The 24,237-nt window shown below is 69.0% G+C and carries 23 protein-coding genes, 1 tRNA gene and 2 pseudogenes; 13 read left to right on the top strand and 13 right to left on the bottom strand.

Annotation, left to right across the window (positions count from 1 at the left end; all coding sequences use genetic code 11):
• Window positions 1-75 precede the first annotated feature (75 nt).
• Both FHX46_RS08150 and FHX46_RS08145 read right to left on the bottom strand, forming a co-directional pair.
• Window positions 76-918, bottom strand: a complete 843-nt coding sequence (locus FHX46_RS08150) for an SDR family NAD(P)-dependent oxidoreductase (RefSeq protein WP_167112083.1) — start codon at window positions 916-918, stop codon at window positions 76-78.
• Entirely contained in the window at window positions 915-1,793 is an 879-nt protein-coding gene (locus FHX46_RS08145; RefSeq protein WP_167112081.1) for a BKACE family enzyme, read from the bottom strand. Before FHX46_RS08145 ends, FHX46_RS08150 begins: the two co-directional genes overlap by 4 nt.
• Before the next feature lie 233 nt (window positions 1,794-2,026).
• Here FHX46_RS08145 and FHX46_RS08140 point away from each other — a divergent pair, with 233 nt between their 5' ends.
• From FHX46_RS08140 to FHX46_RS28430, 6 genes are read left to right on the top strand one after another with little or no spacing between them, the layout of a single operon-like run.
• Entirely contained in the window at window positions 2,027-3,412 is a 1,386-nt protein-coding gene (locus tag FHX46_RS08140; RefSeq protein WP_167112080.1) for an MFS transporter, read from the top strand.
• The gene (locus FHX46_RS08135) at window positions 3,412-4,218 is read left to right on the top strand and encodes an IclR family transcriptional regulator (protein ID WP_167112078.1); all 807 of its coding nucleotides are present in this window, start codon (window positions 3,412-3,414) and stop codon (window positions 4,216-4,218) included. The genes FHX46_RS08140 and FHX46_RS08135 overlap by 1 nt, the downstream gene beginning before the upstream one ends.
• A 43-nt stretch (window positions 4,219-4,261) precedes the next feature.
• The gene (locus FHX46_RS08130) at window positions 4,262-5,161 is read left to right on the top strand and encodes a BKACE family enzyme (RefSeq protein WP_208400060.1); all 900 of its coding nucleotides are present in this window, start codon (window positions 4,262-4,264) and stop codon (window positions 5,159-5,161) included.
• Window positions 5,158-6,897 (top strand): IlvD/Edd family dehydratase, encoded by a 1,740-nt coding sequence (locus FHX46_RS08125; protein WP_208400059.1) that lies wholly within the window; start codon window positions 5,158-5,160, stop codon window positions 6,895-6,897. The genes FHX46_RS08130 and FHX46_RS08125 overlap by 4 nt, the downstream gene beginning before the upstream one ends.
• Window positions 6,894-7,658: an SDR family oxidoreductase gene (locus FHX46_RS28235; protein ID WP_208400058.1), complete on the top strand. Its 765-nt coding sequence runs from the start codon at window positions 6,894-6,896 to the stop codon at window positions 7,656-7,658. The genes FHX46_RS08125 and FHX46_RS28235 overlap by 4 nt, the downstream gene beginning before the upstream one ends.
• A 19-nt stretch (window positions 7,659-7,677) precedes the next feature.
• Entirely contained in the window at window positions 7,678-8,409 is a 732-nt protein-coding gene (locus tag FHX46_RS28430; protein ID WP_243871245.1) for an HpcH/HpaI aldolase family protein, read from the top strand.
• A 95-nt stretch (window positions 8,410-8,504) separates the two neighbouring features.
• Here FHX46_RS28430 and FHX46_RS29115 read toward each other — a convergent pair.
• Both FHX46_RS29115 and FHX46_RS08115 read right to left on the bottom strand, forming a co-directional pair.
• Window positions 8,505-9,041: pseudogene (locus FHX46_RS29115) on the bottom strand (HAD family hydrolase); the annotation flags it as partial.
• 104 nt (window positions 9,042-9,145) lie between these two features.
• Window positions 9,146-9,361, bottom strand: coding sequence for a hypothetical protein (locus tag FHX46_RS08115; protein ID WP_167112072.1), 216 nt, complete (start codon window positions 9,359-9,361; stop codon window positions 9,146-9,148).
• 381 nt (window positions 9,362-9,742) lie between these two features.
• On the opposite strand from FHX46_RS08115, the gene FHX46_RS08110 reads away from it, so the two are divergent.
• Genes FHX46_RS08110 through FHX46_RS08100 form a run of 3 tightly spaced genes read left to right on the top strand, consistent with a single transcriptional unit; the run spans window position 9,743 to window position 11,984 of the window.
• Window positions 9,743-10,273, top strand: a complete 531-nt coding sequence (locus tag FHX46_RS08110) for a DUF2231 domain-containing protein (RefSeq protein WP_167112070.1) — start codon at window positions 9,743-9,745, stop codon at window positions 10,271-10,273.
• Between the two features lie 38 nt (window positions 10,274-10,311).
• Window positions 10,312-10,731 (top strand): hypothetical protein, encoded by a 420-nt coding sequence (locus FHX46_RS08105; protein WP_167112068.1) that lies wholly within the window; start codon window positions 10,312-10,314, stop codon window positions 10,729-10,731.
• 35 nt (window positions 10,732-10,766) lie between these two features.
• A complete protein-coding gene (locus tag FHX46_RS08100) occupies window positions 10,767-11,984 on the top strand; it encodes an FAD-dependent oxidoreductase (protein WP_167112066.1) in 1,218 nt (405 codons plus the stop codon).
• 315 nt (window positions 11,985-12,299) lie between these two features.
• Here the strand turns inward: FHX46_RS08100 and FHX46_RS08095 are convergent, their stop codons facing one another.
• The 5 genes and pseudogenes from FHX46_RS08095 to FHX46_RS08075 all read right to left on the bottom strand — a co-directional run bounded on the left by FHX46_RS08095 (window position 12,300) and on the right by FHX46_RS08075 (window position 18,639).
• Window positions 12,300-12,620 (bottom strand): hypothetical protein, encoded by a 321-nt coding sequence (locus FHX46_RS08095; protein WP_167112064.1) that lies wholly within the window; start codon window positions 12,618-12,620, stop codon window positions 12,300-12,302.
• Window positions 12,617-13,639, bottom strand: coding sequence for a hypothetical protein (locus FHX46_RS08090; RefSeq protein WP_167109606.1), 1,023 nt, complete (start codon window positions 13,637-13,639; stop codon window positions 12,617-12,619). Before FHX46_RS08090 ends, FHX46_RS08095 begins: the two co-directional genes overlap by 4 nt.
• A 140-nt stretch (window positions 13,640-13,779) precedes the next feature.
• Window positions 13,780-16,131, bottom strand: coding sequence for a hypothetical protein (locus tag FHX46_RS08085; RefSeq protein ID WP_243871244.1), 2,352 nt, complete (start codon window positions 16,129-16,131; stop codon window positions 13,780-13,782).
• A gap of 139 nt (window positions 16,132-16,270) precedes the next feature.
• Window positions 16,271-16,950 (bottom strand): annotated as a pseudogene (locus FHX46_RS08080) (fasciclin domain-containing protein).
• Window positions 16,951-17,067: 117 nt separating this feature from the next.
• Window positions 17,068-18,639: a molybdopterin-dependent oxidoreductase gene (locus FHX46_RS08075; RefSeq protein WP_167112062.1), complete on the bottom strand. Its 1,572-nt coding sequence runs from the start codon at window positions 18,637-18,639 to the stop codon at window positions 17,068-17,070.
• A gap of 143 nt (window positions 18,640-18,782) precedes the next feature.
• Between FHX46_RS08075 and sigK the strand changes: the two genes are divergently transcribed.
• Both sigK and FHX46_RS08065 read left to right on the top strand, forming a co-directional pair.
• Window positions 18,783-19,376, top strand: a complete 594-nt coding sequence (sigK, locus tag FHX46_RS08070; protein WP_167112060.1) for an ECF RNA polymerase sigma factor SigK — start codon at window positions 18,783-18,785, stop codon at window positions 19,374-19,376.
• Window positions 19,373-20,077 (top strand): anti-sigma factor, encoded by a 705-nt coding sequence (locus FHX46_RS08065; RefSeq protein WP_167112058.1) that lies wholly within the window; start codon window positions 19,373-19,375, stop codon window positions 20,075-20,077. Before sigK ends, FHX46_RS08065 begins: the two co-directional genes overlap by 4 nt.
• Window positions 20,078-20,247: 170 nt before the next feature.
• Here the strand turns inward: FHX46_RS08065 and FHX46_RS08060 are convergent, their stop codons facing one another.
• Together FHX46_RS08060 and FHX46_RS08055 are read right to left on the bottom strand one after the other, a co-directional pair.
• Window positions 20,248-20,601, bottom strand: a complete 354-nt coding sequence (locus FHX46_RS08060; RefSeq protein ID WP_313886059.1) for a hypothetical protein — start codon at window positions 20,599-20,601, stop codon at window positions 20,248-20,250.
• Window positions 20,602-20,981: 380 nt separating this feature from the next.
• The gene (locus tag FHX46_RS08055; protein ID WP_167112056.1) at window positions 20,982-21,359 is read right to left on the bottom strand and encodes a winged helix-turn-helix transcriptional regulator; all 378 of its coding nucleotides are present in this window, start codon (window positions 21,357-21,359) and stop codon (window positions 20,982-20,984) included.
• A gap of 67 nt (window positions 21,360-21,426) precedes the next feature.
• Here FHX46_RS08055 and FHX46_RS08050 point away from each other — a divergent pair, with 67 nt between their 5' ends.
• Complete coding sequence (locus FHX46_RS08050) at window positions 21,427-22,254, top strand: NAD(P)H-binding protein (RefSeq protein ID WP_167112054.1); 828 nt, start codon at window positions 21,427-21,429, stop codon at window positions 22,252-22,254.
• A 23-nt stretch (window positions 22,255-22,277) separates the two neighbouring features.
• Here the strand turns inward: FHX46_RS08050 and FHX46_RS28420 are convergent, their stop codons facing one another.
• Window positions 22,278-23,162: a hypothetical protein gene (locus FHX46_RS28420; RefSeq protein ID WP_243871243.1), complete on the bottom strand. Its 885-nt coding sequence runs from the start codon at window positions 23,160-23,162 to the stop codon at window positions 22,278-22,280.
• A gap of 625 nt (window positions 23,163-23,787) precedes the next feature.
• Between FHX46_RS28420 and FHX46_RS28775 the strand changes: the two genes are divergently transcribed.
• A complete protein-coding gene (locus FHX46_RS28775; protein ID WP_279589436.1) occupies window positions 23,788-23,919 on the top strand; it encodes a hypothetical protein in 132 nt (43 codons plus the stop codon).
• Between the two features lie 219 nt (window positions 23,920-24,138).
• On the opposite strand, the gene FHX46_RS08040 is transcribed toward FHX46_RS28775, so the two are convergent.
• A tRNA-Arg gene (locus tag FHX46_RS08040) sits at window positions 24,139-24,212 on the bottom strand.
• Window positions 24,213-24,237 lie beyond the last annotated feature (25 nt).

The raw sequence follows: 24,237 nt of genomic DNA, 5'->3' as shown, positions 1-24,237 counted from the left end.
CCGAACCGTCGCATGGGAAGACCCCTGTCCCGGTCGCGGGGCAGGGGTCTTCCCGTGCGCGGGTCAGCCGCACACCTACGTCCCAGCCGGCTGGTCGTCGTGGAACCCGACGACCAGCTGGGTGCGCCGCCCGGAGGTGAAGCCACCGTCGACGGGCAGGATCACGCCGGTGACCCACCGGGCCTCGTCGCTGGCGAGGTAGCGGACCGCGTAGCCGACGTCCCACCCGGTTCCTTCGATGCCGAGCAGCGTGCTCTCCCTGCGGATTTCGCGCATCTCCTCATCCAGGCCGCCCGCTTCGACGACGAACGGCGTGTACACGACGCCCGGCGCGACGCAGTTCACCCGGATCCCCTCGCGGCCGTGCAGTGCCGCCATGGCACGGGTGAGCTGGACGACCGCGCCCTTGGACGTCGGGTAGAGCAGGGCGGGGTCACCACCCAGGAGACCGCCGATGGACGAGATGTTGACGATGGCCCCGCCGCCGCGTTCTCGCATCGCGGGTATCGCGGCACGCGAAGTCAGCACCATCGACGTCACGTTGACGCGCATGCCGCGGTCCCACGCGTCGAGGTCGACGTCCACGGCCGTGCCGGGCGGGCCGACCGTGCCGACCACGTTGACGAGGATGTCCAGCCCATGCCACCTGCTGGTCACGGCGCGGACCGCGTCCTGGCACGATCCCGGGTCGGTCACCTCGGCCTCGATCACCGCCGCTTCGCCACCCTCGTCCATGATCATCCGGTGCGTCAGGTCCGCCCACTCACGGTTGCGGTCCAGCAGACCGACTCGGGCGCCCTCACGGGCCAGCAGGATCGCGGTGGCACGGCCGATGCCGATCCCCTCGCCGCGCGAACCGGCGCCGGTGACCAGCGCGACCTTGCCGCTGAGCCGGCCCGTCCGCCCGGCCGCGGTCACGCGCCGATCCCGAGGATCTGACGCGCCTCCTCGGGAGTGGCGACCTCGCGGCCCATCGAGCGCGCCAGGTGCGCGACGAGCCGGACGATGTCGGCGTTGCGCGGCTTGCCGAGTTCGGGGAACGGGTAGTCGCCGAGCCCGAGGGTGAGGTGCCCGCCTTCCGCGATCACAGCGGTGGCGACCGGGAGGACGCTGCCGGGGTAACACCCCGCGATCCACTCCACCGGGCCGTTGCGCGGCAGGAAGTCCAGGTGCGCCAGCAGGCCGCGCAGGTTCCCCGGATGACCGGCGAACAACCCGCGCTCGGACATCAGCACGGCGAGGTAGGCGGGTCCCGGGATCAGCCCCATCTCGATGAACGCGTCCACGGTCCGGGAGCACTGGATGTTCCAGCACGTGTGGATCGTCTTGATGCCGAGACGCGTGAGCTCGCGGGTGAAGTACTGCAACCTGCTGGTGGGGTTGGCGAACAACAGGTCCTCGGTCTCGAAGCGTCGCCGGACGCTGTCGTAGACGTCGACGTTGATGCTCGCCATGTCGACCGGAGCGATGTCGGGCTTGGTCCGCGGATCGGCCGCCAGATCGATCATCTTCTGCAGCCGTTCCTCCGGGGGCTGGGTGACGTAGCCCAGGGTGGGGTGCACCAGGACGTCGCACGCCTCCCGGATCCCGGTGATCACGTCGGCGTAGTAGGACGTGTCGTTGCAGGGAGCGCCGGTCCGGCCGTCCCGGCCGTGGAAGTGCACGGCGGACGCTCCGGCTTCGGCGCATTCGGCTGCGTCCCGCACGATCTCCTCGGCCGACCACGGCACGTTGGGATTCTCCTCGCGCGTCGCGTACTCGTTCAGCCGCACGTCGATGATCAGCTTCTTCATGAGCTCCCTGCCAAAACGTATCGCTATACGTACCATCAGTTCACGATGCGAAAAGGACGCTAACCTCCGCCGCTGGCGCTTGTCAACGCAAGGCTGAGCGCGCCTGCTTTGCCTCAGAAGATTGACCGACGCCAGGAACGTGGGCTACCGTCTGCTCACCCTAGCGATCCAACGGTTCGCTATACGGATCGAGCTGATCGCACCCCGTCCACTGTTGACACCGGTAGGTGACGATGACCGAAAACCTTGAGGCCGCTGTCGTCCGCAAGGTCGTGTGGCGTTTCATCCCGCTGCTGATGGCCGGCGAGATCGTCCTGAAGATCGATCTGAACAACATCAGCATCGGCGCGCTCACGATGAACGCCGATCTCGGGCTGTCCGCGGCGACCTACGGGCTGGCGGCCGGGATCTACTTCTGGGCTTACTGCCTGCTCGAACTGCCCAGCAACCTGATCCTCACCAAGGTCGGCTCCCGCGTCTGGATCAGCCGGATCATGCTGTTGTGGGGCCTGATCACCATCGCCTCCGCATTCCTGATCCACAGCGGCACCAGCCTGATCGTCATGCGCGTCGTGCTGGGCGCCGCCGAGGCCGGGTACTCACCCGCCGCGATCTACTTCATCAGCCGGTGGTTCCCCAAGGCGATCCGCGCCCGGATGTACGGGATGTTCGTGGCCTCGCTGGCGGTGTCGGCGCTCTTCTCACCGGCCATGGGTTACATCCTGAAGATGGACGGCGTGGCCGGCCTGGCCGGATGGCGGTGGCTGTTCATCCTGACCGGCATCCCCGCGGTCGTGGTCTCCATCGCGTGCGCCGTGTGGCTGCGCAACGGACCGCACCAGGTCAAGTGGCTGTCCCCAGCCGAACGCGGCTGGCTGCAGGACACCCTCGACCAGGAGCGCCGGCAGCAGGACGCGGTCAAGAAGCACTCGATCGGCACTGCGTTGCGCGATCCGCGGCTGCTTGCGCTGTGCGCGGTCTACTTCCTCATCGCCTTCAGCTACAACGGGTACAGCCTCTGGCTGCCCCAGGTCCTGCACAGCCTCGGCCTGGGCAACACGGCCGTGGGCTGGTTCGCAGCGCTGCCCGCCCTGCTGGCGATCGGTCCCCTGCTGTGGTGGCTGCGGCACTCCGACCGGAGCCGGGAACGCGTGGTGCACTTCGTCATCCCCGCGTTGATCGCAGCGGCCGGGTTGACCGTTGCCGGGCTGAGCCTGGCCGTGCCGGTGCTCGCGATCGCCGGATTCTGCGTGTCGCTGTTCGGGATCCTCGCCTCGTTGTCGGTGTTCTGGTCGCTGCCCACCGCCTATCTCACCGGTGGTGCCGCTGCCGCCGGCATCGGGCTGATCCACACGGTGGCCAACTCCAGCGGCTACTTCGGCCCGCAGCTGATCGGCGTCATCAAGAGCGCCACCGGCAGTTTCGCCGGCGGGGTGCTCGTGCTGGGTGTCGCGTCGCTGATCGCCGCGGCACTCGTGTTCGTGCTTGGCCGCCACTCGGCTCTCCGGGACAGCCTGGCGCTGGAGCGGGAGCACCACGCCACGCGAACCGACGCGGTTCCGGGCAGGATGCCGGGGGGCTCGCCGGAGCACCGCAAGAGCGAACTGGGAGGGCGCTGATGGACAAGGAATTGGACACCCCGGTGCGGGGCGATCGCGGGCTCGGCTCGGTCGCCAACGCGCTACGGCTGATCGAAGCGCTTGCGGCCACCCCGGAGGCGGGCGTGTCGGAACTCGCCCGTGAGCTCGGGCTGACCAAACCGTCGGTGGATCGGTTGCTCACCACCATGGTGAGCGCCGGGTTCGTCGAGCAGAACGGGGAAACCCGCAAGTACCGCCTCACTGTGAAACTGGTCAGCCTCGCTGACAGCGTGCGCCCCCGGATCCGGTTCATCGACATCGCCCGTCCCTACCTGGTCGAGCTGTCGGAACGGTTCCACGAAACCGTGAACCTGGGCGTCCTCTCCGGCGACTCGATCCTGTACGCCGACACCATCCCGTCCAGCCAGATGTTCCGCATCGACGTGCGCGCGGGTAGCCGGCTGCCCGCCTACTGCACGGCGATGGGCAAGGCCATCCTCGCCTTCAGCGATCCCACCACGGTGGCGGCGTACCTGCGTGACTTCACCCCGATGGCCTACACGCGGTTCACCACCCCGAACGCGGCAACGCTGCGCGAGCAGCTCGCCGAGGTCCGGCGCAGCGGCTACGCGCTGGACGAAGGCGAGATCCTCGAGGAGGTGTGCTGCATCGCCGCTCCCATCCTGGACGCCGACGGGCACGCTGTCGCATCGGTGTCCATCACGGCCCCCCGATCCACCTTCCACAAGAAGCTCGCCGAACTGACCGCCGTCGTCCCGCGGACCGTGGAGCGCATCAGCGAACAGGCGCGCACGGCGAACGTCCAGCCCGGTGCCGCGAGCTAGCGCGCATCCTTCGGAGGTTTTGTTGCCATCCCGGAAAGTCATCGTGACCGTCGCCCCGACCGGGGGCTTCCTGACCAAACGCGACACACCGCACGTCCCCACCCAGCCGGAGGAGATCGCCGAGGACGTCTACCGCTGCTACAACGCCGGCGCGAGCGTGGCCGCACTGCACGCACGGCGGCCGGACGACGAAGCCACCTGCGACCCCGAGATCTACCGCCACATCAACCGGCTCGTCCGGGAACGCTGTGACATCGTGGTGAACAACTCGACGGGCGGTGGGCTGAACGGCGACCTGGTCGTGCGCGGCGCGCAACGCTGGGAATCGTCCGCCGGACAACGCGCACTGGGCGCGCTGGCCGGCGCCGAGATGTGCTCGTTCAACGCCATGACGGTGCTGGCCACGGTGGATGGCCGGGAAGTGCTGATGAGCACCTCCCCGGCAGAGGCTGTCGAGCTCGCGACCACGATGCGAGACTCCGGGGTCAAGCCCGAGTGGGAGGTCTTCAGCCCCACCCACCTGGTGCAGGACGTCACCACGCTCATCGAGGCCGGCTACGACGAGGCACCGCACGCGGTGAACTTCTGCTTCGGCCTGGACCGGGTCTTCCAGGGCGCGATGCCGTACTCCCCGAGAACGCTGCAGTACCTGGTCGACCTCCTGCCCGCGGGAAGCATCTTCACGGTCAGCGGGCACGGCGCGGCGCAGCTCCCGGCCACCACGCACGCGCTCCTGCTGGGCGGCCACATCCGGGTGGGACTGGAGGACAACATCCGCGACACCGATGGGGAACTGCGGGACAACGTCCACTTCGTCGAGAAGGCGGTCCGCCTCATCCGTGAGCTCGGCCTCGAACCCGCCACCCCGGCCGAAGCACGACAACTGCTCGGCCTCACCTCCGCCCCGGTCACGACCGTCCAGAATGGAGCTCACCGCCCATGACAGTGCCCCCAGCCGAGGGAGAATCCGCCCGGCTGCGCTCCCACGCGTGGTTCAGCCGTCGCGGGAAGTCGGGCTACCTGCACCGCTCCCGGATGAAATCGCAAGGCATGCCCCACCGGATGTTCGACGGGCGGCCCGTGATCGGGATCTGCAACACGTGGTCGGAACTCGCGCCCTGCAACGCCCACTTCCGGACGCTCGCCGAGCACGTCAGGCGGGGTGTCTACGAAGCCGGTGGCTTCCCGCTGGAATTCCCCGTCCTGTCCCTGGGCGAGACATTGCTGCGCCCCACCTCCATGCTCTACCGCAACCTGGCGAGCATGGACGTCGAAGAATCGCTGCGCGCGAACCCGCTCGACGGGGTGGTGCTGCTCTGCGGCTGCGACAAGACGACTCCCGCGCTGCTCATGGGTGCGGCCAGCGCAGACATCCCGGCAATCGTCGTCTCCGGCGGACCGGCGCTCACCGGGCGCTTCCGGGGCCGGCCGATCGGCAGCGGGACCGCGATGTACGCGATGAGCGACGAAGTTCGCGCAGGCACCCTCGGCGAGTGCGATTTCATCGCCGCGGAAGCGTGCGAGTCCCGTTCTGCGGGGCACTGCAACACGATGGGCACCGCATCCACGATGGCCAGCATCGTCGAGGTGATGGGGCTCAGCCTGCCCGGCAACGCCGCGATCCCCGCGCCGGACGCGCGGCGGGCGGTGCTGGCGCACGACTCCGGACGGCGCATCGTCGAGATGGTCCGCGAAGACCTCCGGCTGTCGCACATCCTCACCCGGACCGCCCTGGAGAACGCCATCCGGACCGTCGCCGCTCTCGGTGGCTCCACCAACGCCGTCGTGCACCTGCTGGCCATCGCCGGGCGGCTCGGTGTTCCGCTGAGCCTGTCCGACTTCGACGACCTGGGCCACGACGTGCCGCTGCTGGCGAACTTGCAACCCGCGGGCCAGTACCTGATGGAAGACTTCTTCGAAGCCGGCGGCCTCCCAGCGCTGCTGGCCGAGCTCGGCGATCTGCTGCACCTGGACGCACCCACGGTCAACGGACGCACTCTCGGCGAGAACCTCGCCGACGCGCAGTGCTGGAACCCGGAGGTGATCCGGCCGCGCACGCGACCGGTTCAGAAGTCCGCCGGAATCGCCGTGCTCACCGGGAACCTGGCCCCGGACGGCGCGATCATCAAGCCATCGGCCGCGTCACCGGAACTCCTCCGGCACCGCGGGCGAGCAGTCGTGTTCGACGGGGTCGACGATCTGCACGCCCGCATCGACGACCCGGCGCTCGATGTCGACGCCACCTGCGTGCTCGTGCTCAAGAACGCCGGGCCGCGCGGATACCCGGGCATGCCCGAACTCGGAAACCTGCCCATCCCGGCGAAACTCCTGCAGGGCGGTGTCACCGACATGGTGCGCATCTCCGACGCGAGGATGAGCGGTACCGCGTACGGCACGGTCGTCCTCCACACCGCCCCCGAAGCCGCCGTGGGCGGGCCGCTGGCCCTCGTCGAGGACCGCGACCTGATCGAACTCGACGTCCCCAACCGCTCACTCCACCTGCACGTCAGCGCGGACGAACTCGCCGCGCGCCGCGCCCGCTGGTCCGCGCCGACACCAGCGGCGGCCAGTGGTTACACCCGCCTCTACGTCGACCACGTCACCCAGGCCAACCACGGTGCCGACTTCGACTTCCTCACCGGCGCGCGTGGTGCCGCGATCCCCCGGGACAGCCATTGACCACCACCACCCACGCCCCGAAGACAGCGGTGGTGACCGGAGCCGGTTCCGGGATCGGCCGGGCCGTCGCACACGCACTGCTCCGTGACGGGTACCACGTCGTGCTCGCCGGCCGCAATGAGGCGCACCTGCACGACACCGCTGCCGACGCCACCGGGCCGGGCGCTGCGACCGTCGTGCCCGTCGACGTCCGGGACGCGGCGTCGGTCGGGGCGCTGTTCGACCAGGCCCGCCACCACCTTGGACCGCTCGGCCTGTTGTTCAACAACGCGGGCGTGACCGGGCCCGCGCAGCCGGTGGAGGAGGTGTCCGAACAGGACTGGACGGCCACCGTCGACACCAACCTCACCGGCGCGTTCCTGTGCGCGCAGGCCGCCTACCGGCTGATGCTGCGCCAGCGGCCCCGCGGTGGGCGGATCATCAACAACGGGTCCGTGTCCGCGCAGGTGCCCCGGCCGCACACCGTCGCCTACACCGCGACCAAGCACGCGATCACCGGGCTCACGAAGGCGTTGGCGCTCGAAGGCCGCCGCCACGACATCGCCTGCGGCCAGATCGACATCGGCAACGCACACACCCCGATGACCCGGACCATCGCCGCCGGCACCCGGCAGGCCGACGACACCCGCGCCGCCGAACCCACTTTCGACGCCGAGGAGGTCGCCCGGACGGTCGTGCACATGGCCGGCCTTCCCCTCCAAGCCAACATCCCCTTCATCACCATCATGGCCACCGCGATGCCCCTCTTCGGCCGCGGCTGACTCACCTGGGAGGACTTCCATGGCTCGCCGCACCAAACTGGCGACGTTCGCCCTGCTCGACGCCACCGAGGTGGTCGAACTGATCGCCCTCGCCGGTTTCGACACGGTCATCCTCGACGCCGAGCACGGGCCGCTCGGGCTGCCGCAGCTGGCTCAGCTCGTCGTCGCCGCGCGGTCCCGCGACCTGCCGGCGCTGGTCCGGGTCGCGAGCAACGACGCGCAGGCGATCGGCGCCGCGCTGGATCTCGGGGCGGACGGCGTCCTGGTGCCGCAGATCGCCTCACTCGCCGACGCGGAGCGGGCCGTCGCCGCCGCCCGGTTCGCGCCGGCCGGGCACCGTGGCGCCAATCCGTTCGTCCGCGCAGCCGGCTTCGCCGGTTCTCCCGAATGGTTCGCCAATGCGAACAAGTCGACCGAGGTGCACCTCATGATCGAGGGCGAGGCCGGGCTCGATGCGCTCGACGCGATTCTCGCGACCTCGCGCTGTGACGGGATCTTCGTCGGACCGGTCGATCTCTCCCACGCCCTCGGTGTGCCGGGTGAACTCGACCATCCCACCGTCGTCGAGGCCGCCGCGGGGATCATCGCCGCCGCTCAGGCAGCCGGGGTATCGGCCGGTGTCTTCGCCACCGAAATCGAAGCCGCCCGCCGGTGGGCTGCCCGTGGGGCCGACATGGTCGCCCTGGGTACCGACACGCACTGGACGCTGCGGGGTTTCCAGACGGCGGTCACCGCGTTCACGCGGACCTGACAGGGTTTCGGCTTCCGCTGCCCGCCGCGGTGGACGAGGCAACAGCCTCGATCCCGGCGATCGTCTGCGTTGTCCCGGTACCGCACCGCGTGCAGGCCGGCGTCGAGAGCACCGGTGACGTTGGCGTCGAGATCGTCCACGAAGATCGTCTCTTCCGGGGCGGCACCGAGGCGGGCACAGGTCAGCTGGTAGATCCGCGGATCGGGTTTGGTCATCCCGACCTCGTGGGAATAGACGAGGTCGTCGACGAGCGCGGGAAAGCCGTAAGCCTCCTGCTCCCGTTCACGTGCGCCCACGAAACTGTTGCTCAGGATTCCGGTGCGATACCGGGGCCGCAGCCCCCGCACGTACTCGATCAGCTCGTCGTTGGCGACACCCAGGTATTCGGTCCACATCTGCGACATCATCAGCTCGACCTGCGCACCGGCGAGACCCAGTTCGTCACCGATCGCACGGTGGACGTCGTCCTCGGAAATCCTGGCGACCGTTCCCCCGGCCCACACATCGGCCAGCCGCCGCCCGATTTCGCCCGGGGAAAGCCCCAGTTTCGATTCCCACTCCCGGCTGAAGGTCATCTCCCCGGTGATTTCCAGGACGCCGCCGATGTCGAACACCACTGCCGGTATCCCCATTCGCGGCAAGCTATACCGGGGAAAGCGTCACGACAACCGCGCCGCTCCGGAAACCTCGTCCCTGAGCAGCGAACCGCCGGGGATCACCGCCGGTCCGCGCGGGACTAGGGGCGCCGGCGAACACGCATCCACTTGTCGTCGCAGATCCAGTTCCGGACGTGCCGGGTGGCGTGCAGGTCACGACGATGTTCGGTCACTTGCTCCCAGAACCCGTTCCGCCGCCCGGCGCGCCGGAATCGCCGGTCGTACCCGGCCGCGGCCAGAATCAGCGCGCCGACACAGCAAAGCAGAACCACCAGCAACATCATCGGCGCCACCACCCCGGAATCGTTCCGCCACCTCGACGAATACACCACAACCACAACGAGCACCAGCCTGACGGTTCCGCCGGGTCGTGCTGGAGCGCCCGCGTGTCGAGCTCGGCAATCCGGCCGCCCTCACCGACGGCTTCTCCGCCGCCTTCCTCGGCGCCACCGCCCGCGCGATCGCGGGCGAAGTCGGCCTTGGCCGCGGTCCGGTTCCACCCGCACAGCTGGTGACCGCCCGCCGAGTCCCGGCCACCGGCTGTCCCACGACCAGCGAAACGGCCGGTGGTTGCGCCGATCTGACTGGACGAAAAAACCGATCGGGTCGCACCGAGCAGGACCCCTTGACCTCGGCCGCCGATAAGACCAAACTTCGTTGGCTAAAAGGAGGGCGACATGGCCAACGACATCGAGCAGGCCAAGCGGCCGGTGAGCGCGGCGCTGGCCGGCCCCTACGGGCACCCCTTCCACCCGATCCTGGTCACCGTGCCGATCGGCGCCTGGGTGTCCAGCCTGGTCTTCGACATCGGGTCGCGGATCGTGGCGGACCCGGGCTTCCTGGCCAGGGGGTCGCTGTGGCTCGTCGCGATCGGCGTCGTCGGGGCGCTCGCCGCGGCACTGGTGGGCACGCTGGATCTGCTGGCGATCCCCAGCGGGACTCCCGCGTTCCGCACGGGGCTGACGCACATGAGCCTCAACCTCGCGGTCACCGCCGCCTACATCGCCGGCTTCTTCTGGCGCCGTGCCGCGTACGACCAGCCGGGGCCGGTGGGGATCGGCCCGCTGGTGCTGTCGGCGGCCGCGCTGGTCGCGCTCGCCGCATCGGGTTACCTCGGCGGGAAGCTCGCCTACCACTACGGCGTCCGCGTCGCCGCCGAGTCCACCCAGGCGGAGGGTTACCGCACCGCGGCCCGCCGCTCGTCCTGAGCGTTCCGTTCCACACCACCACACCGAGGAGAGGGTTCATGGACATCGCCGCGCTGATCGCCTGGCTGGTCACCGCCGTGGGCGGGTTCGTCATGCTGGGCACCTGGATCGCCAAGGGCGGCACTCGCGAACCGGGCAGCTCCCGGTTCTCCCCGGGGCTGATCTTCGGGCACTTCGCCATCGCGGCGGCCGGGCTGGTCCTGTGGATCATCTACCTGGTCGTCGGCGGCGCCACCCTGGCGTGGATCGCGTTCGTCCTGCTGGTGCCGGTGGCGTTGCTGGGCTTCACCATGTTCGCCCGGTGGGTCCCCGGCTACCGCGCCCGCACCGCGCCCGCCTCGGGCAAGGAGGCGGCGCCTGAACAGCACTTCCCGGTCGCCGTGGTCGCGGGGCACGGGCTGGTCGCGGTCGCCACCGTGGTCCTCGTCCTGCTCGCGGCCCTGGGCGTCGGTAGCTGACCCATCCATTCGAAGTCGTCATCGAGGAGCTGATTGTGGTACCGCCGACGTTTGTGATCATCGGGGCCGGGCTGGCCGGCGCCAAGGCCGCCGAGGTGTTGCGGGAGAAGGGTTTCGACGGGCGGATCGTCCTGCTCGGCGACGAGCAGCACCGCCCGTACGAGCGGCCTCCGCTGTCCAAGGACCTGCTCACCGGCAAAGCTGACCGCGAGAGCGCGTTCGTGCACCCCGAGAACTGGTACACCGATCACGACGTCGATCTCCGGCTCGGCGCCGCGGTCACGGCGATCGACCGCGGTGCCCGCGAAGTCGTGCTGGGCGACGGCAGCCGGGTCGGCTACACCAAACTCCTGCTGGCCACCGGCGCGGAACCCCGCTCTCTGCCGGGCGCGGACGCCACGCTGCGGCTGCGCCGGTTCGGCGACACCGAAGCGCTGCGGCAAGTGCTGGCGACCGGGTCGCGGCTCGCTGTGGTGGGCGCGGGGTGGGTCGGGCTCGAGGTCGCGGCGGCGGCCCGGCAGGCCGGCCTGGAGGTCACCGTGCTGGAGGCCCTCGAACTGCCGCTGCTGCCCGCACTCGGCCGCGAAGCCGCGCGGGTGTTCGCGGACCTGCACGTCGAGCACGGTGTCGATCTGCGGCTCGGCGTCCAGGTCGCGGAAGCCGGCCCGGGCGGTGTCCGCCTCGCCGACGGCACGCGTATCGAGGCCGATGCGGTCCTCGTCGGCATCGGCGCGATCCCGAACACCGCGCTGGCCGAAGCGGCCGGGCTGGACGTGGACAACGGCATCCAGGTGGACGAGCACCTGCGCACCAGCGATCCCGACATCTTCGCCGCCGGTGACGTCGCCAACGCCTACCACCCGCTGCTGGGGCGCCACCTCCGCGTCGAGCACTGGGCCAACGCGCTCAAGCAGCCCGCGGTCGCGGCGGCCGGGATGCTCGGCGTGGACGCGGTCTACGACGAGCTGCCGTACTTCTACACGGACCAGTACGACCTCGGGATGGAGTTCCTGGGCCACCCCGACGGCTACGACCGGGTCGTCTTCCGCGGCGACGTGGCAGCCCGCGAGTTCATCGCCTTCTGGCTCAAGGGCGGCAAGGTCGTCGCCGGCATGAACGTCAACGTCTGGGACGTCACGGGTCCGATCAAGGCCCTGATCCGCTCCGGCAGCGCCGTCGACATCGACCGGCTCACCGACCCGTCGGTGCCGCTGGCGGACGTCAACACCGACCGATCCGGCGCGCCCGCGTAGAACGGCCGCGGTCGGCGGCCTGCGTGTCAGGCCGCCGGCCGTCCGCGGTGGCCCGGCCATATCGGCGGGCATGTCCGCCCCCGAAGCGACGGCGCCAGCACCGAGGAGCGACGCACCGCCTCGACCCGCGGCAGGCATCATGCTGTGCCCTACCGCCACATGCTGTCGACATCTCATGCAGTACCGCATTTGCTCCGGAGTAACGGAGCAATCAGCTAGCGCCCCCAGCTGACATGAGCTCCGCATCGCTGTGCGCACGGACACTGACATACGGCCGGCACAGGACAACCGGAGGCTCTCTGAATTGACAGCATCTCAACGCTCGGCCAGAAAGATCAGCCCCTCTATTTCGGCAAGCCTCTCACGAATCACATCAGGCCTCGCAGTGCCGTTGACCTCCAATATAACATCGAAGTCCTCATACGCTGGCTCAAACAACTCGCCATCTTCGTCCCGCCAATTTTTCTCAAGAATGAAGTGTTCACCACGAAGCTTGCCTGCCCGGTAATAGTCTCCGCCATGATAGTCACTACGACGAGGTTCAAAGTCTATATCTAGCACATCGCGCAACGACGAACACAGCTCATCGATATTCACAGTTGAACTTCCGAACAACAGATATGAAGGTTTAGTCACGGGACAATGATACTCGGAGCCCTGCCGAGCGCGACCTCGCTAGATCTATAGATCATGAAGTTGACATCCCTCCCAGCCAGATCGCTGAGGTCTGCGCGCAAGTCAGTCAAACCCAAAGCGGCCAGGTCGTGAGCGCGAAGCGGACCTGTGCGCGTCCCCTTGCCTCGCAATCCGATTCCCGCGGCCTGTGCTGCCGCAAAGATTTCTGGACCGGCAAGTGCGATGTCGAAATCACTTGTCCTGCCAACGTCGAACGGTTCTCCAGTCCTGTAGCTCTTGCCGGTGACGGCACTACCCTGGAAAGCAGCGAAAGTACCCTCAAAACCCGCGTCTCCCAATCCTTCTCGAAGAAGTGCGGCGAATGCCTCGAACTGATCTCGACCATCGAAGCCGTGGGGCGTCGCAGACGATCCTACGCATGACCAAATGACGTTGTCAGAGGTACTGCCTCGCTGTGCGCAAGCGTCGCTCAAATATCCCCGCGCCCCAGGGAGCGCTGCCGGCTCGCCGGATCCAGCAGCAACTCCAGGCTGGTACGGATCGTCATCGCCGTTGACGCGCGTCGCGTCAAGGACGCCAAGGTCGATGCTGGGGAGGACCGTGTTGATCAGATCCTGAATGCCCTCCGCCAGGGTTGGTGTGGTGACGGGCCGAGCGTGCCAAGTTCGCGCGTCCTGCTCTACACGATGTTGACGTGCAGCTTTCCTGGCGGCTGCTGCCGCGGCAGCTGCGGCCGCGGCAACAGCAGAGTTGCCAGGGTTGCTGAGATAGCGGGAGTTTTTCGACAGCCTCCCGGGAGATCGATTGGGGGTGTTGCCGCGAAGTCCGCAGCAAGGCTCGTTCACGTTCGGACCAGGAGCCCCGCCACCCGGCATTCGACGGCTGAGATTCCATTTCCACGGATGCTTGAAACCGTCACCGCGTCTGGTGAGCTTTTCATAAAGCTCATACAGCGCGAACCCAACCCCGATCCAGCCGCCGCGGCCAAACCTTGCTCCTCGCAGCGGGTCCCGGCCCACACCCTCTCGCTCAGCCCATTGCCGTATTTGTTCGTCTCTATCAAGACCAGGCGGGACAATGGTGTCAGTCCCACTATTACCAGTTGGGTCGATGTACTTCAGCGGATTGTTTGCAGCGTAGGCGTAGCGGTTTCCGTTGGTTAGGTCGCGGGGGTCGAGGCCGGCGGTATCGCGGGAACTGAACCCACCCGTGTTGGGTCGTACCAGCGGGCGCCCATGTTGGTGTTGCCGCTGGCCGGGTCGGTGTATTGGTGCTGGTATCCGAGTGCGGTCTGGGTTCCGCCGGTGCTGGTGACCTTTCCGAAGGGGCTGTAGCTGCGGGATCCGGTGACGGCGCCGGTGGCGGGGTTGATGAGTGCGGTGAGGTCGGTGTGCAGGTCGGTCAAGGCCAGTGACGCGCTCGTGCCTTGCTTCGCACCGAGCAGGGCACCCGCGGGGGTGTAGGTGTAGCTGGTGGGGCCGTCGTTGGTGATGTTTTGGCTGGTACCGGCGTAGCTGAGGGCAGAGTTTCCGGTGGTGACGAGCCGGTTGAGCGCGTCGTAGGTGTTGGTGGTGTCGCCGTCGGTGGTCAGTTCGTCGTAGGCGTTGAAGGCCAGCTGGGTGGTGGCGCCGCCGGTGGTGCGGGTGTCGAGGGTGCCGCGTGCGGTGTAGGTGTAGCTGGTGCCGCCCTTGGTTTGGAGTTGGTTGCGTTCGTTGTAGGTGGCGGTGTCGGGGCCGTCGCGGGTGAGGTTGCCGGCGCCGTCCCAGCCGTAGTCGGTGGTGGTGTTGCCGACGGTCCAGGAGGTGAGGCGGCCGGCGTCGTCGTAGCCGTAGGTGTTCGCGGCGGCGCCGGCGGTGCCGGTGGTGGTTTTGCTGGTGAGCCGGTCTTCGGGGTCGTAGCCGTAGCTCACCGACGCGGTGACGGTGCCGTCCGGGGCCTTGATCGTGTCGCTGGTGAGGCGGCCGAGTGGGTCGTAGCCGTAGGTGCGGGTGGCGTTGCCGGTGCCGTAGCCGGTGGTGGTGAGCTGGTCGGCGTTGTCGTATCCGTAGGTGGCGGTGGTGCCGGTGAGCGGGTCGGCGGCGGTGGCCAGGCGGCCTGCGGTGTCGTAGCCGTAGGTGGTGGTGCCGGCCGCTGTGGTGGCGGTGGCGAGGCGGTTGTCGTCGTCGTAGGTGGCGCTGGAGTTTCCGGACGGGCCGGTGGCCGAGGTGAGGTTGGCGCGGTCGTCGTAGGTGTAGGTGTTGGTGCCGCCGGGTGCCGAGACGGTGCGGAGGTCGCCGCGGGCGGTGTAGGTGAAGGTGCGGTCCGGGGTGGCGACGGCGGCACCGGTGCCGGTTTGCTTGGTGATGTTGCCGAGCGCGTCGTAGGTGTTGGTGATCACGACGCCGCCCGGTTTGGTCAGGCTGGCCAGCTGTCCGTTGCGGTCGTAGGTGGCGGTGTAGGTGCGGTCGGCGGCGCCTGGGTGCTGGGCGGTGGCCGGTTCGATGGTGGACTCGGCCAGGTTCCACGGCGTGACGGTGAAGACCGTCGTGTGGTTGTTGCCGTCGGTGGCGCGGGTGATGTTCCCGGTGGCGTCGTAGCCGTAACTGGTGGTGATCGACTCGGTGGCGGAAACCGGGCGGGTGATCGAGGTGAGGCGGTTGTCGGCGTCGAAGGTCTGGGTGGTGGTTTTGCCGCGGCCATCGGTCGCGCTGGTCTGGTTGCCGGCGTTGTCGTAGCCGAAGCTGCGGGTGCGGAGCACGGTGCCGGCTGCGTCGAGGTCGGTGCTGGCGGTGACGCGACCGGCCCAGTCGTAGCTGGTGGTGGTCTTCTCCCCCAGCGGGTTGGTGACCGAGGTGACGCGGCCGGCGCCGTTGTAGGTGCTGGTGGTGGTCTTACCGGCGCCGGAGACGGCGGTGAGCTGATGGCCCACGTCGTCGAAGGTGGCCTTGGTGGTCACCCCGGACGGGGTGGTGACCGAGGTCGGGTTGCCGAGGGTGTCGAAGGTGAAGCGGGTGGTCAATGTGCGCGCGGGGGCGGGCACTCGCTCGGTGACCGTGCTCGTGATCCGGTTGCCGAGCTTGTCGTAGGTGGCGTAGGTCTGCGCACCGGTCGGGTCGCTGACCATGAGTTGTTCGCCGAGCGGGTCGAAGGTGGCGATCCAGGTGCCGCCGGCCTGCCCGTAGAGGGCGGGCGGGTCGGTCTTGCGGCGCTGGTTGCCCAGTTCGTCGTAGCCGTAGGTGGTCGTGTTGCCGCGGCCGTCGGTGGTGGTGATAACCCGGCCGGCGGGGTCGTAGCCGACGGAGCTGGTCGCGACGACCGGTTCGGTTGCGCCGGGTGGTGTGTAGGGCGGCAGCGTATTGGCCGTCGGCCGCCCGGCGATGAACTGAGAGTTCTCGTCCCAGCGCTGATCAGCGACATCGACGTATCGGGGGCGCTGCACGAGCGTGCCGGCCACGACAGTCGCGACACTGACCCGCACTTCGATTGCGTCCAGGTCCGCGTCATGCAATGCACCCAGGCCATCCGCACCCATGGCTTCAGCATGCAGCAGGTGCGCACCAAGTTGACCCGAGACCCCTTGACCTTGTTGCGGCGGAGCGCATCTTCCTGGCCAGGACGGCGAAAGCGACGTGGCGGGCCCGTGCTCACGGGACCCGCCACGTCGTGCGTGGTTACCTGTTGGTGCCGGGGTTGAGCACGGTGTCGATGACGAACACGGTGGCGTTCTTGGTGTGGATGTTGCCGCAGAGCACCTTGGCGCCGTTGACGGTCATGTTGGCCCCGGTGCCGGAAATCTTGATCGGGCCGCCGTCGGTGTTCAGCGTCGGTACGCTGCCCGCGGCCTGCAGGCCCTGGGCGTCGTAGCGCTGCGGGAGCACGTGGTACTGCAGGATCGGCGCGAGCTGGCTGGGGTTCTGCGCGAGCTCGGTGAACTTCGCGTCCCCCAGGGCGTTGAACGCGCTGTCGGCCGGGGCGAACACGGTGATGGCCTGCTGGCTGTTGAGGGTGTCGACCAGGTTGGTGGCCTTCACCGCGGCGACGAGCTTGGTCAACAACGGGTTGGTTGACGCCGCGGACGCGACGGGTTCCGGGCCCATCGAGTCCAGGCTGCCCGGCGCGTTGCCCTGCGGCAGCTGACCGCACGCGGACCCGAAAACGTCCGCGTTCGTGGTGGCGCCGTTGCCCATGCCCGCGCCGCTGGTCATCGGGGCGGACTTGGCACCGGAGGGCGCCATCGCGCTGCTGTTGGCGGCCCGGACGCGCTGCCGGAGTTGTCGTTGGTGCCGCACGCGGCCAGCGAGAGGGCGGCGGCGGAGACGAGAGCGGCACCAGCGATACGAGCAGTCTTCACAACAATCACTCCATTCCAAGGTGTCACGGGGGCGAAGGGCCGTGTCCGTGCTGTCATCCGCTATTCGAAGCCGGTGCGGCACCGGATTGGCGGAAACTGGGGAAATACCGAAGGTTCTCACTTCGCGGTGAAGGTGATGGTGTGCCAGCCGGTGGCTCCGTCGGGAACGGTGCCGGCACGGTCCTGAGTCTGGGTGTAGCCACTGCGATCGACGGCACGGCAGGTGACCTGATGCAAGCCAGGGCGGACCTCCAATTCGGACCACCACATACGCCAGGTGTCCACATCGACCTGTGCGGAAAGCGTCGCCTGCTGCCAGGGCCCGTTGTCGAGCCGGACTTCCACCTTGTCGATGCCGGTGTGCTGGGCCCAGGCCACGCCCGCGACGCGCACCGTTCCGGCGGGCAGTTTCTGGAACCCTGTTGGTGTGTCGATCCGGGACTCGGTCTTGATCGGCGCCTGCTCACCCCAGCCGCGCTCGAGCCAGTACGCCTGCCGCGCCGCCCACGTGGTGACCTCCAGGTCGACGACCCACTTGGTCGCCGACACATACCCGTACAGGCCGGGAGTCACCAGCCGGGCGGGAAAGCCGTGCTCCAGCGGTAACGGTTCCCCGTTCATACCCAGCGCCAGCATCGTACCACGACCACGGTCCAGCACCGCCGCCACCGGGGTCCCGGAGGTCCACCCGTCCACACTGGACGACAACAACTGCTCCGCTCCGCGCTTCACACCGGCTTCCTCCAGCAGGTCCGCCAGATCGACACCGACGAAGTTCGCCGTGGACACGTACGGTCCCCCGACTTCGTTGGACACGCACGTCATCGTGATGGTGCGCTCGACGAGGGGCCGGTTGCGGATGTCGGAATAGCGGTAGGTCTTCTCCGCCTCCACCATGCCGTGGATGCGCAGCGACCAGTCCTCGGTGCGCACCTGCGGCACGGTCAGTGCGGTGTCCACCCGGTAGAACTCCCGGTTGGGGGTCAGGAACGGTGGGGTGCCGAGCTTGGCGAAGTCCGCGTCGGCCGGGATCGCCGGAGCCGTGCGCACGGGCACCAGCCGGCCCACCGCCGCCCGGGACGCCGTGGCGTCGCGGGCGGAACCCAGGAGCTGGCCCCCCACTCCGGCCACCGCCGAGCCCGCCAGCACCCCCGCGCCGGTGACCAGGAACGATCGCCGGGACTTGCCTGCCCCTGGCTCGTCACGTCCGCCGCTCCGGGTTCGCGCCGCCCGGTGCAGCAGCCGGAACACTCCCACCCCCGCCACCAGGCTCGCGAGCGGGGCGAGGATCGCGACCGGTCCGAGGTCCGGGCGGACCGCGACCGCGACGATCCCCACCACCCCGAACAGGGCGACCACGGCGGTGCCGGGCCACGGCGAACGCCGCGACGCGAGCCCGGCCAGCGCGGCGGTCCCCACCGACACCACCGCCATACCGGACAGCAGCACCAGCTTGTCGTGCGTGCCGAACGTGCGAACGGCGAAGTCCTTCAACTCCACCGGGGTCAGATCGATCGCCCCGTTGCCCACCGCCAGGTACGGAGAGGCGTTGACGCTGATGAACCCCGCGACGAGATGCCCCACCGCCAGGGCGGCCAGCAACGCCAGCACCCCGCACAAGGCCGCCACCAGCACACCCGGCCTCGTCCGGGCCGGAGGTTCCGTCGTGGTCGGATCGCGCGCAGTCATGTCCGGTCTTCGGAGCCCACGGCCCGGAGTATTGGTCCCGGGCGGCGGAAATATTTCCCGGACCGCTGAACAGGCCAATCCGCGGCGCCGCGCGGTGCGAATCACACCTGTCCGGCGCACTCCCGCCGGGAGAGGATGGGGCGATGGATGACTCCGTGCGGGCAGTCCCGGCGCCTGCGCCGGGCAGCGCCGGCCTGGGCGCCGACGACCTGCTCGTCGAGGTGGCTCGGGGCAGTGAGGTCGCGTTCGAGCAGCTGTACGAGGTGGTGGCGGGGCCGGTGTACGGCGTCGTGCGCCGGGTGGTGCGTGATGTGGCCCAGTCGGAGGAGGTCACGCAGGAGGTACTGGTGGAGCTGTGGCGGACCGCGGCGCGTTTCGATCCCGCGCGGGGCAGCGCGGTGAACTGGGCGCTGACGCTGGCGCACCGCCGGGCGGTCGACCGGGTGCGGTCGGCGCAAGCCCGCGTGGACCGCGAGCAGAAGACGCAGGCGATGGCATCGGGGCGGGAGTTCGACGAGGTTGCGGAGGCGGTGACCGCCCGGCTGGAGCGTGAGCAGGTGCGCCGCTGCCTGTCCACGCTGACCGAGCTGCAGCGCGAGTCCGTCGTGCTGGCCTACTACGGCGGCAAAACCTACCCGGAGGTCGCCGAGCTGCTGGACTGTCCGCTGGGGACGATCAAGACGCGGTTGCGGGACGGGCTGATCCGCCTGCGGGACTGCCTGGGGGTGACCCGATGACCACGCCCGACGTGCACCTGCTCACCGGTGCGTACGCGCTGGACGCGCTGGACGAGGTGGAGCGGCGCCGGTTCGAACGGCACATGGCCGAATGCGCCGAGTGCACCCAGGAGGTCGCCGAACTGCGGGCCACCACCGCCCGCCTCGGGCTCGCCGTGTCGCAGCCCCCGCCGCCGGACCTGAAGTCGCAGGTCCTCACCCGGATCGCCGAGACGCGCCAAGACCCACCGGTCACGTCCGGCAGGCCGCGTCGTCGCCTCGCGCTGCGCCTCGTGTCGGTGGCCGCGGCGGTCGCCGTCGCGGTGGCGGCCGGGCTCGGCGTGGTGGCGGTCCGCACCTCCGGCCAGCTCACGGCCGCCCGCAGCGAGCTGGCCCAGACCCAGGCCCGCGACAACGCGATCGCCGAACTGCTGTCGGCGCCGGATCTGCGTGCCGTGCCCGGGCAGCACGGCAGCGTGCTGGTCTCGCAGCGGCTGGACCGGGGGCTGCTGCTGGTATCCGGCATGCCCGCCACACCTCCCGGCTCGGCCTACCAGGCGTGGACCATCGTCGGCGGCACCCCGCGCTCGATCGGCGTCCTCGGCGGCGAGCCCCTGCTGTTCGACGGGCTGCGAGGAGTCCGGCAGATCGCGATGACCGTCGAACCCGCGGGCGGCTCACCCCAGCCCACCACGGCGCCGGTGGCGACGTTCGGCATCTGACCCGTTCGTGGGCGACACTGCCACCCCGAGCCGCTCGGTCTGGGCATCCACCCAGGCCAGCGCCGCCGGCGAGGACGGTCTCGCCCGGGGGACGGCTGATGAGCGGCATCGGTCAGCTCTGCTCGGTGACGCGCGACAGGGCGCGAACGGAACGGACACGCGTCGGCCGGTCAGCCGCGCGGGAACGGGGTGCGCAGGACGCGCGCGGCGAGCACGGCGCAGACCAGCGCGATCGGGATCTCGACGAAGACCGCCGTGACGATCGCAGTGGCCAGGTCCGCGGCGGACGCGGCCGAGGTGACGTCGAACCAGGCGTCCACGAGCAGCAGCACCGCGGTGCCGACCGCGGTCAGCATGCACCGGTTGTCCCGCCGCAGCAGGAACCGGCCGGTGGCGAACAGCGCCAGCGCCTCGCAGCTGTCCAGGCCGACCCAGGCGAGCGACCAGTGCGCGTCCCGCGCGCTGGCCGGCAGGGTGACCGAGAGGTAGAACACCCACGGGATCATCGCGAGCCCGGCCAGCACGAAGGGCGATCACCGGCGAGTCCTGGCCGTGCTGCGATTCCTGGAGCGCGCGTCGCCGACCACGTGAAGGGTGACGCGCCCGCCCCGCGCCGCGGGGGCCAGAACCGCAGGTGGACCCCCACCTCGATATTCTCGTTTCTCTGGCGCGCTACGGGGATTCGAATGGTGCCTCGTGGTGACGTGTCACGGATGGTGGAGCTGCACCGCGGCTCCACCACTTACTCGCCCGGCGGGATCAAGGGCGAGCTGGACAAGATCCGGTTCCTGCGCGGCATGGGCGTGGACGGCTTGGACGTGTCGGTGGTCCCAGAGGCCGAGCGCGACCACGCCGAGGGCTTCGCGTTCGGGCGGGTAGACCTGGCGGATGTTGGGGAACCGTTCTACGGCCGGGGCAGGCCGGCCTCGTCGTACTCGCGACGCGCCTGCTCGACGTGGTCCAGGTTCGCCGTGGCCCAGCGCGACAACGTCGCGAACAGCGGACCGAGGCTGCGGCCGAGCGCACTGATCTCGTACTCGACCCGCGGTGGCACCTCGGCGTGATAGGTACGAGTGATCAGGCCGTCGCGTTCGAGCTGCCGTAACCGCTGAGTGAGCACCTTCGGCGTGATCGCGCCGATTCGCCGTTCCAGCTCCACGAACCGCTGCCTGCCATGGTTGTTGAGCGCCCACAGAATGGGCGTGGTCCAGCGGCTGAACACGATGTCGACGACCGGCGAGATCTCGCATGCGGAGTCCCGCACCACTGTGGTCTCGGTCACGATTGCCCTTCCGGTCCAATACTTTCCTCTAGGTACCTACTATACAACGGTTGCTAGCGTCGTCCGCATGATCGTGATTACGGGAGCAACCGGAAATGTCGGACGGCCGCTGGTGCAGGCGCTGGCGGCCGCGGGAGAAGTAGTGACGGCGGTGTCGCGGCGCATCTCCGAGACAGACGTGCCAGCGGGAGTCCGTGTCTGGCAAGGAGATCTGGCCCAACCGGTGAACCTTAAGGGCGCGTTCGACGGCGCCGACGCGGTGTTCCTGCTGACCTCAGGCGATTTCGTGAGCTCCGGCGGCAACCTCGGCGAGGTCATGGACGTCGCGCGGGCCGCCGGCGTCCGCCGCGTTGTTCTGCTGTCCTCGCAAGGCGTCAGCAGCGGCAACCATTCCTCCGAACTGGAGGACGCCGTGACCGCGTCGGGCCTGGAGTGGACGATGCTGCGCCCCGGCAACTTCAGCTCCAACGCCTTCCAGTGGGCGGATTCAGTGCGCACGCAACGAATTGTTGCGGCTCCGTTCGGGGACGTCGCACTGCCGGCCGTCGACCCGCTCGACATCGCCGACGTCGCGGCGGTGGTGCTGCGGAAACCCGGCCACGTCGGCAAGATCTACGACCTGACCGGGCCTGCCCCGATCTCACCCCGTGAGCAAGCCGCGGCGATCGGCGACGCAGTGGGCGAACCGGTGGAGTTCGTGGAACTGACCCGCGCCGAGGCCAAGTCCGCAATGGTGCGATTCATGCCCGAGCCAGTCGTGGAGAACACCCTGGACCTGCTTGGCACGCCACCCGCCGTGATCCAGCAGGTGAGCCCCGACATCGAACAGATGCTGGGCCGCGCGCCGCGTCCGTTCGCGGACTGGGCGGCACGCAACGCCGCCGCGTTCAGGTGACCGGCGTGCGGACGAACAGCTTGTCATAGAGCGAAACGAGCACGTCGCACCCACCCCGCAGAAGGATCAACCCGGCGAGAGCGCAATCGCGCCGCGATCGGCTCCTGGCTGGCCTGGTGCGCCGACAAACAGAACTGGACCGCGCCGGAACGGCCGGCATCCATCGAACGGCAGCGCGAAACAACAATAAGGACACCAAGGCCGTGTCGCGCTCCCGGATCGACCGGCTGTGCCGACGCGGGGCGTGCCGCTGCGGGAGAAGACTCTTGCGGATGCTCTACGAATCCGCCTCCCGCACCAGCACGGGCCCAAACCCACTCGTACTGCGCGGTGAACTCCTCGACCCGCTTGGTGCGCGGCTTCCAAAGCACGGCGAGCCAGCGCAGCGCGATGGTGCGCTGCGCGGCCGCGAACCGGGCGCGGTTCTCCGGCGTGACGCCGAGGTGGCTTCGGCGCCGGCCCAGACTTCGTCGGGAATGAATCGGGCGCCGATCTGCTCGATGTGGTCGGCGGCGTCGATGGCGATATCGGAGAAGCCGCTGAACTCGAAGTCCGCGACATAGTGGACTCGCCAATCGTGGAGCCAGTTGAGCAGATTTGCGTCGCCACGGGAGTAGACGCGGGCAGCGGGCTGCGCGAGCAGTTCGGCGTCGCCGCTGTTCTCCCCAGCGGTGCAGGCGAGCGAGCATCTCTGGGGTCTGGGAATCGTCGGCGGCGTCGGCGAGCTGGCCGGGCCGGACATCGGCGAGCCGGGCGATGGAGGGGCCGATGGAGTCGACGCGCTCCAGACTGGCCAGCGGCTCTGTCAGCGGAATCCTCTGGAGAGCGCGGGTGGTGTTGGCGAACGACTTGATGGCCGACGCCGGGTCGAGGACGTCGAGGATCGGGGAGCCGGGCAGCAGCGTCATGCCGAGGGCCAGGGTCCTGGTCGAGCCACAGCGCTTTCGGTGCGCTGCCCAGGGCGGCGACGTGGGTGAGGCCGTGCCACTCGCGCTCGACGCGCTGCCGGTCGGTCGTGGCGGCCAGTGCGTCGGCTCCGGCGGCACGGGCGATGCGCAGGGCGCCGAGCAGGTCGATGGGGGCGGCGTGCTCGCAGTGGCTTTGCCAACGTGGTCATCGTTTCGGACTGTCGGTTTCGACTCGGCGCGGATGGGCAGGACTCAGCGCAGGAGACAGGCTCAGCGGTTTCGTGGTGCCCCGCACACGAGACCAGGTCGATGTCGCCCGTCTGGCTGATCTGACGGAGGGTGGCGTGAATAGCGTGGCGGGTGTCGACCGGATCGAGCTCGGTGACATCGAGGATGGTGAGTTGGGGGTCTCGTTCGGCGAGCAGTGCGCAGGCGTGGTCGACCCAGGTGAGGTGAGCGGATTGTTCGCCGGTCAATGCGGGGCGGCGGTCTCCGACGCGTTCACCGGCCCGACGGGCGGCGACCGCTGGGGGCGCGTCAAGATTGTCCGGTCCGGGGGATCGAGAGCCTGGGTAAGAAGAAGCGCAGGCGGGAACGCCTGGTCAACGACAAGACGATCGGCCAGGTGCTCGACGTCTTCCACGCCTCGGCGGATGCCGGCCGATGGGACCTCGTCGACATGGTGGACGTGCTGTCCGGGCTCGTGAGCTGCTGGCCCTCACCTGGGACGATCTCGACTTCGAGCAGGGCACCGTGACGTTCGGGGGAACGGTCATCCGGGTCGCCGGCCGCGGGGTGCTGGTCCAGGAACACACCAAGACCATCGCCGGAATGCGCACCATCCAGCCGCCGAGCTGGGTCATGGACTTGCTCAAGCGGCGTAGCGCGACCCGCGATCGAGCCGCCGAAAAACGAGGGTTGAGCATGGGCCGGTCAGGGCCTTGATCGGATGTCGGGGTCCTGACCGGCCAAGATGTGCCCCCGGCAGGACTCGAACCTGCGACCTAGAGATTAGAAGGCTCTTGCTCTATCCGGCTGAGCTACGAGGGCCTGGCGCCGACGACCCCGCCGGCTG

Source organism: Amycolatopsis viridis, from assembly GCF_011758765.1.
GTDB lineage: Bacteria > Actinomycetota > Actinomycetes > Mycobacteriales > Pseudonocardiaceae > Amycolatopsis_E > Amycolatopsis_E viridis.
This window is presented reverse-complemented; position numbering and strand designations above follow the sequence as displayed.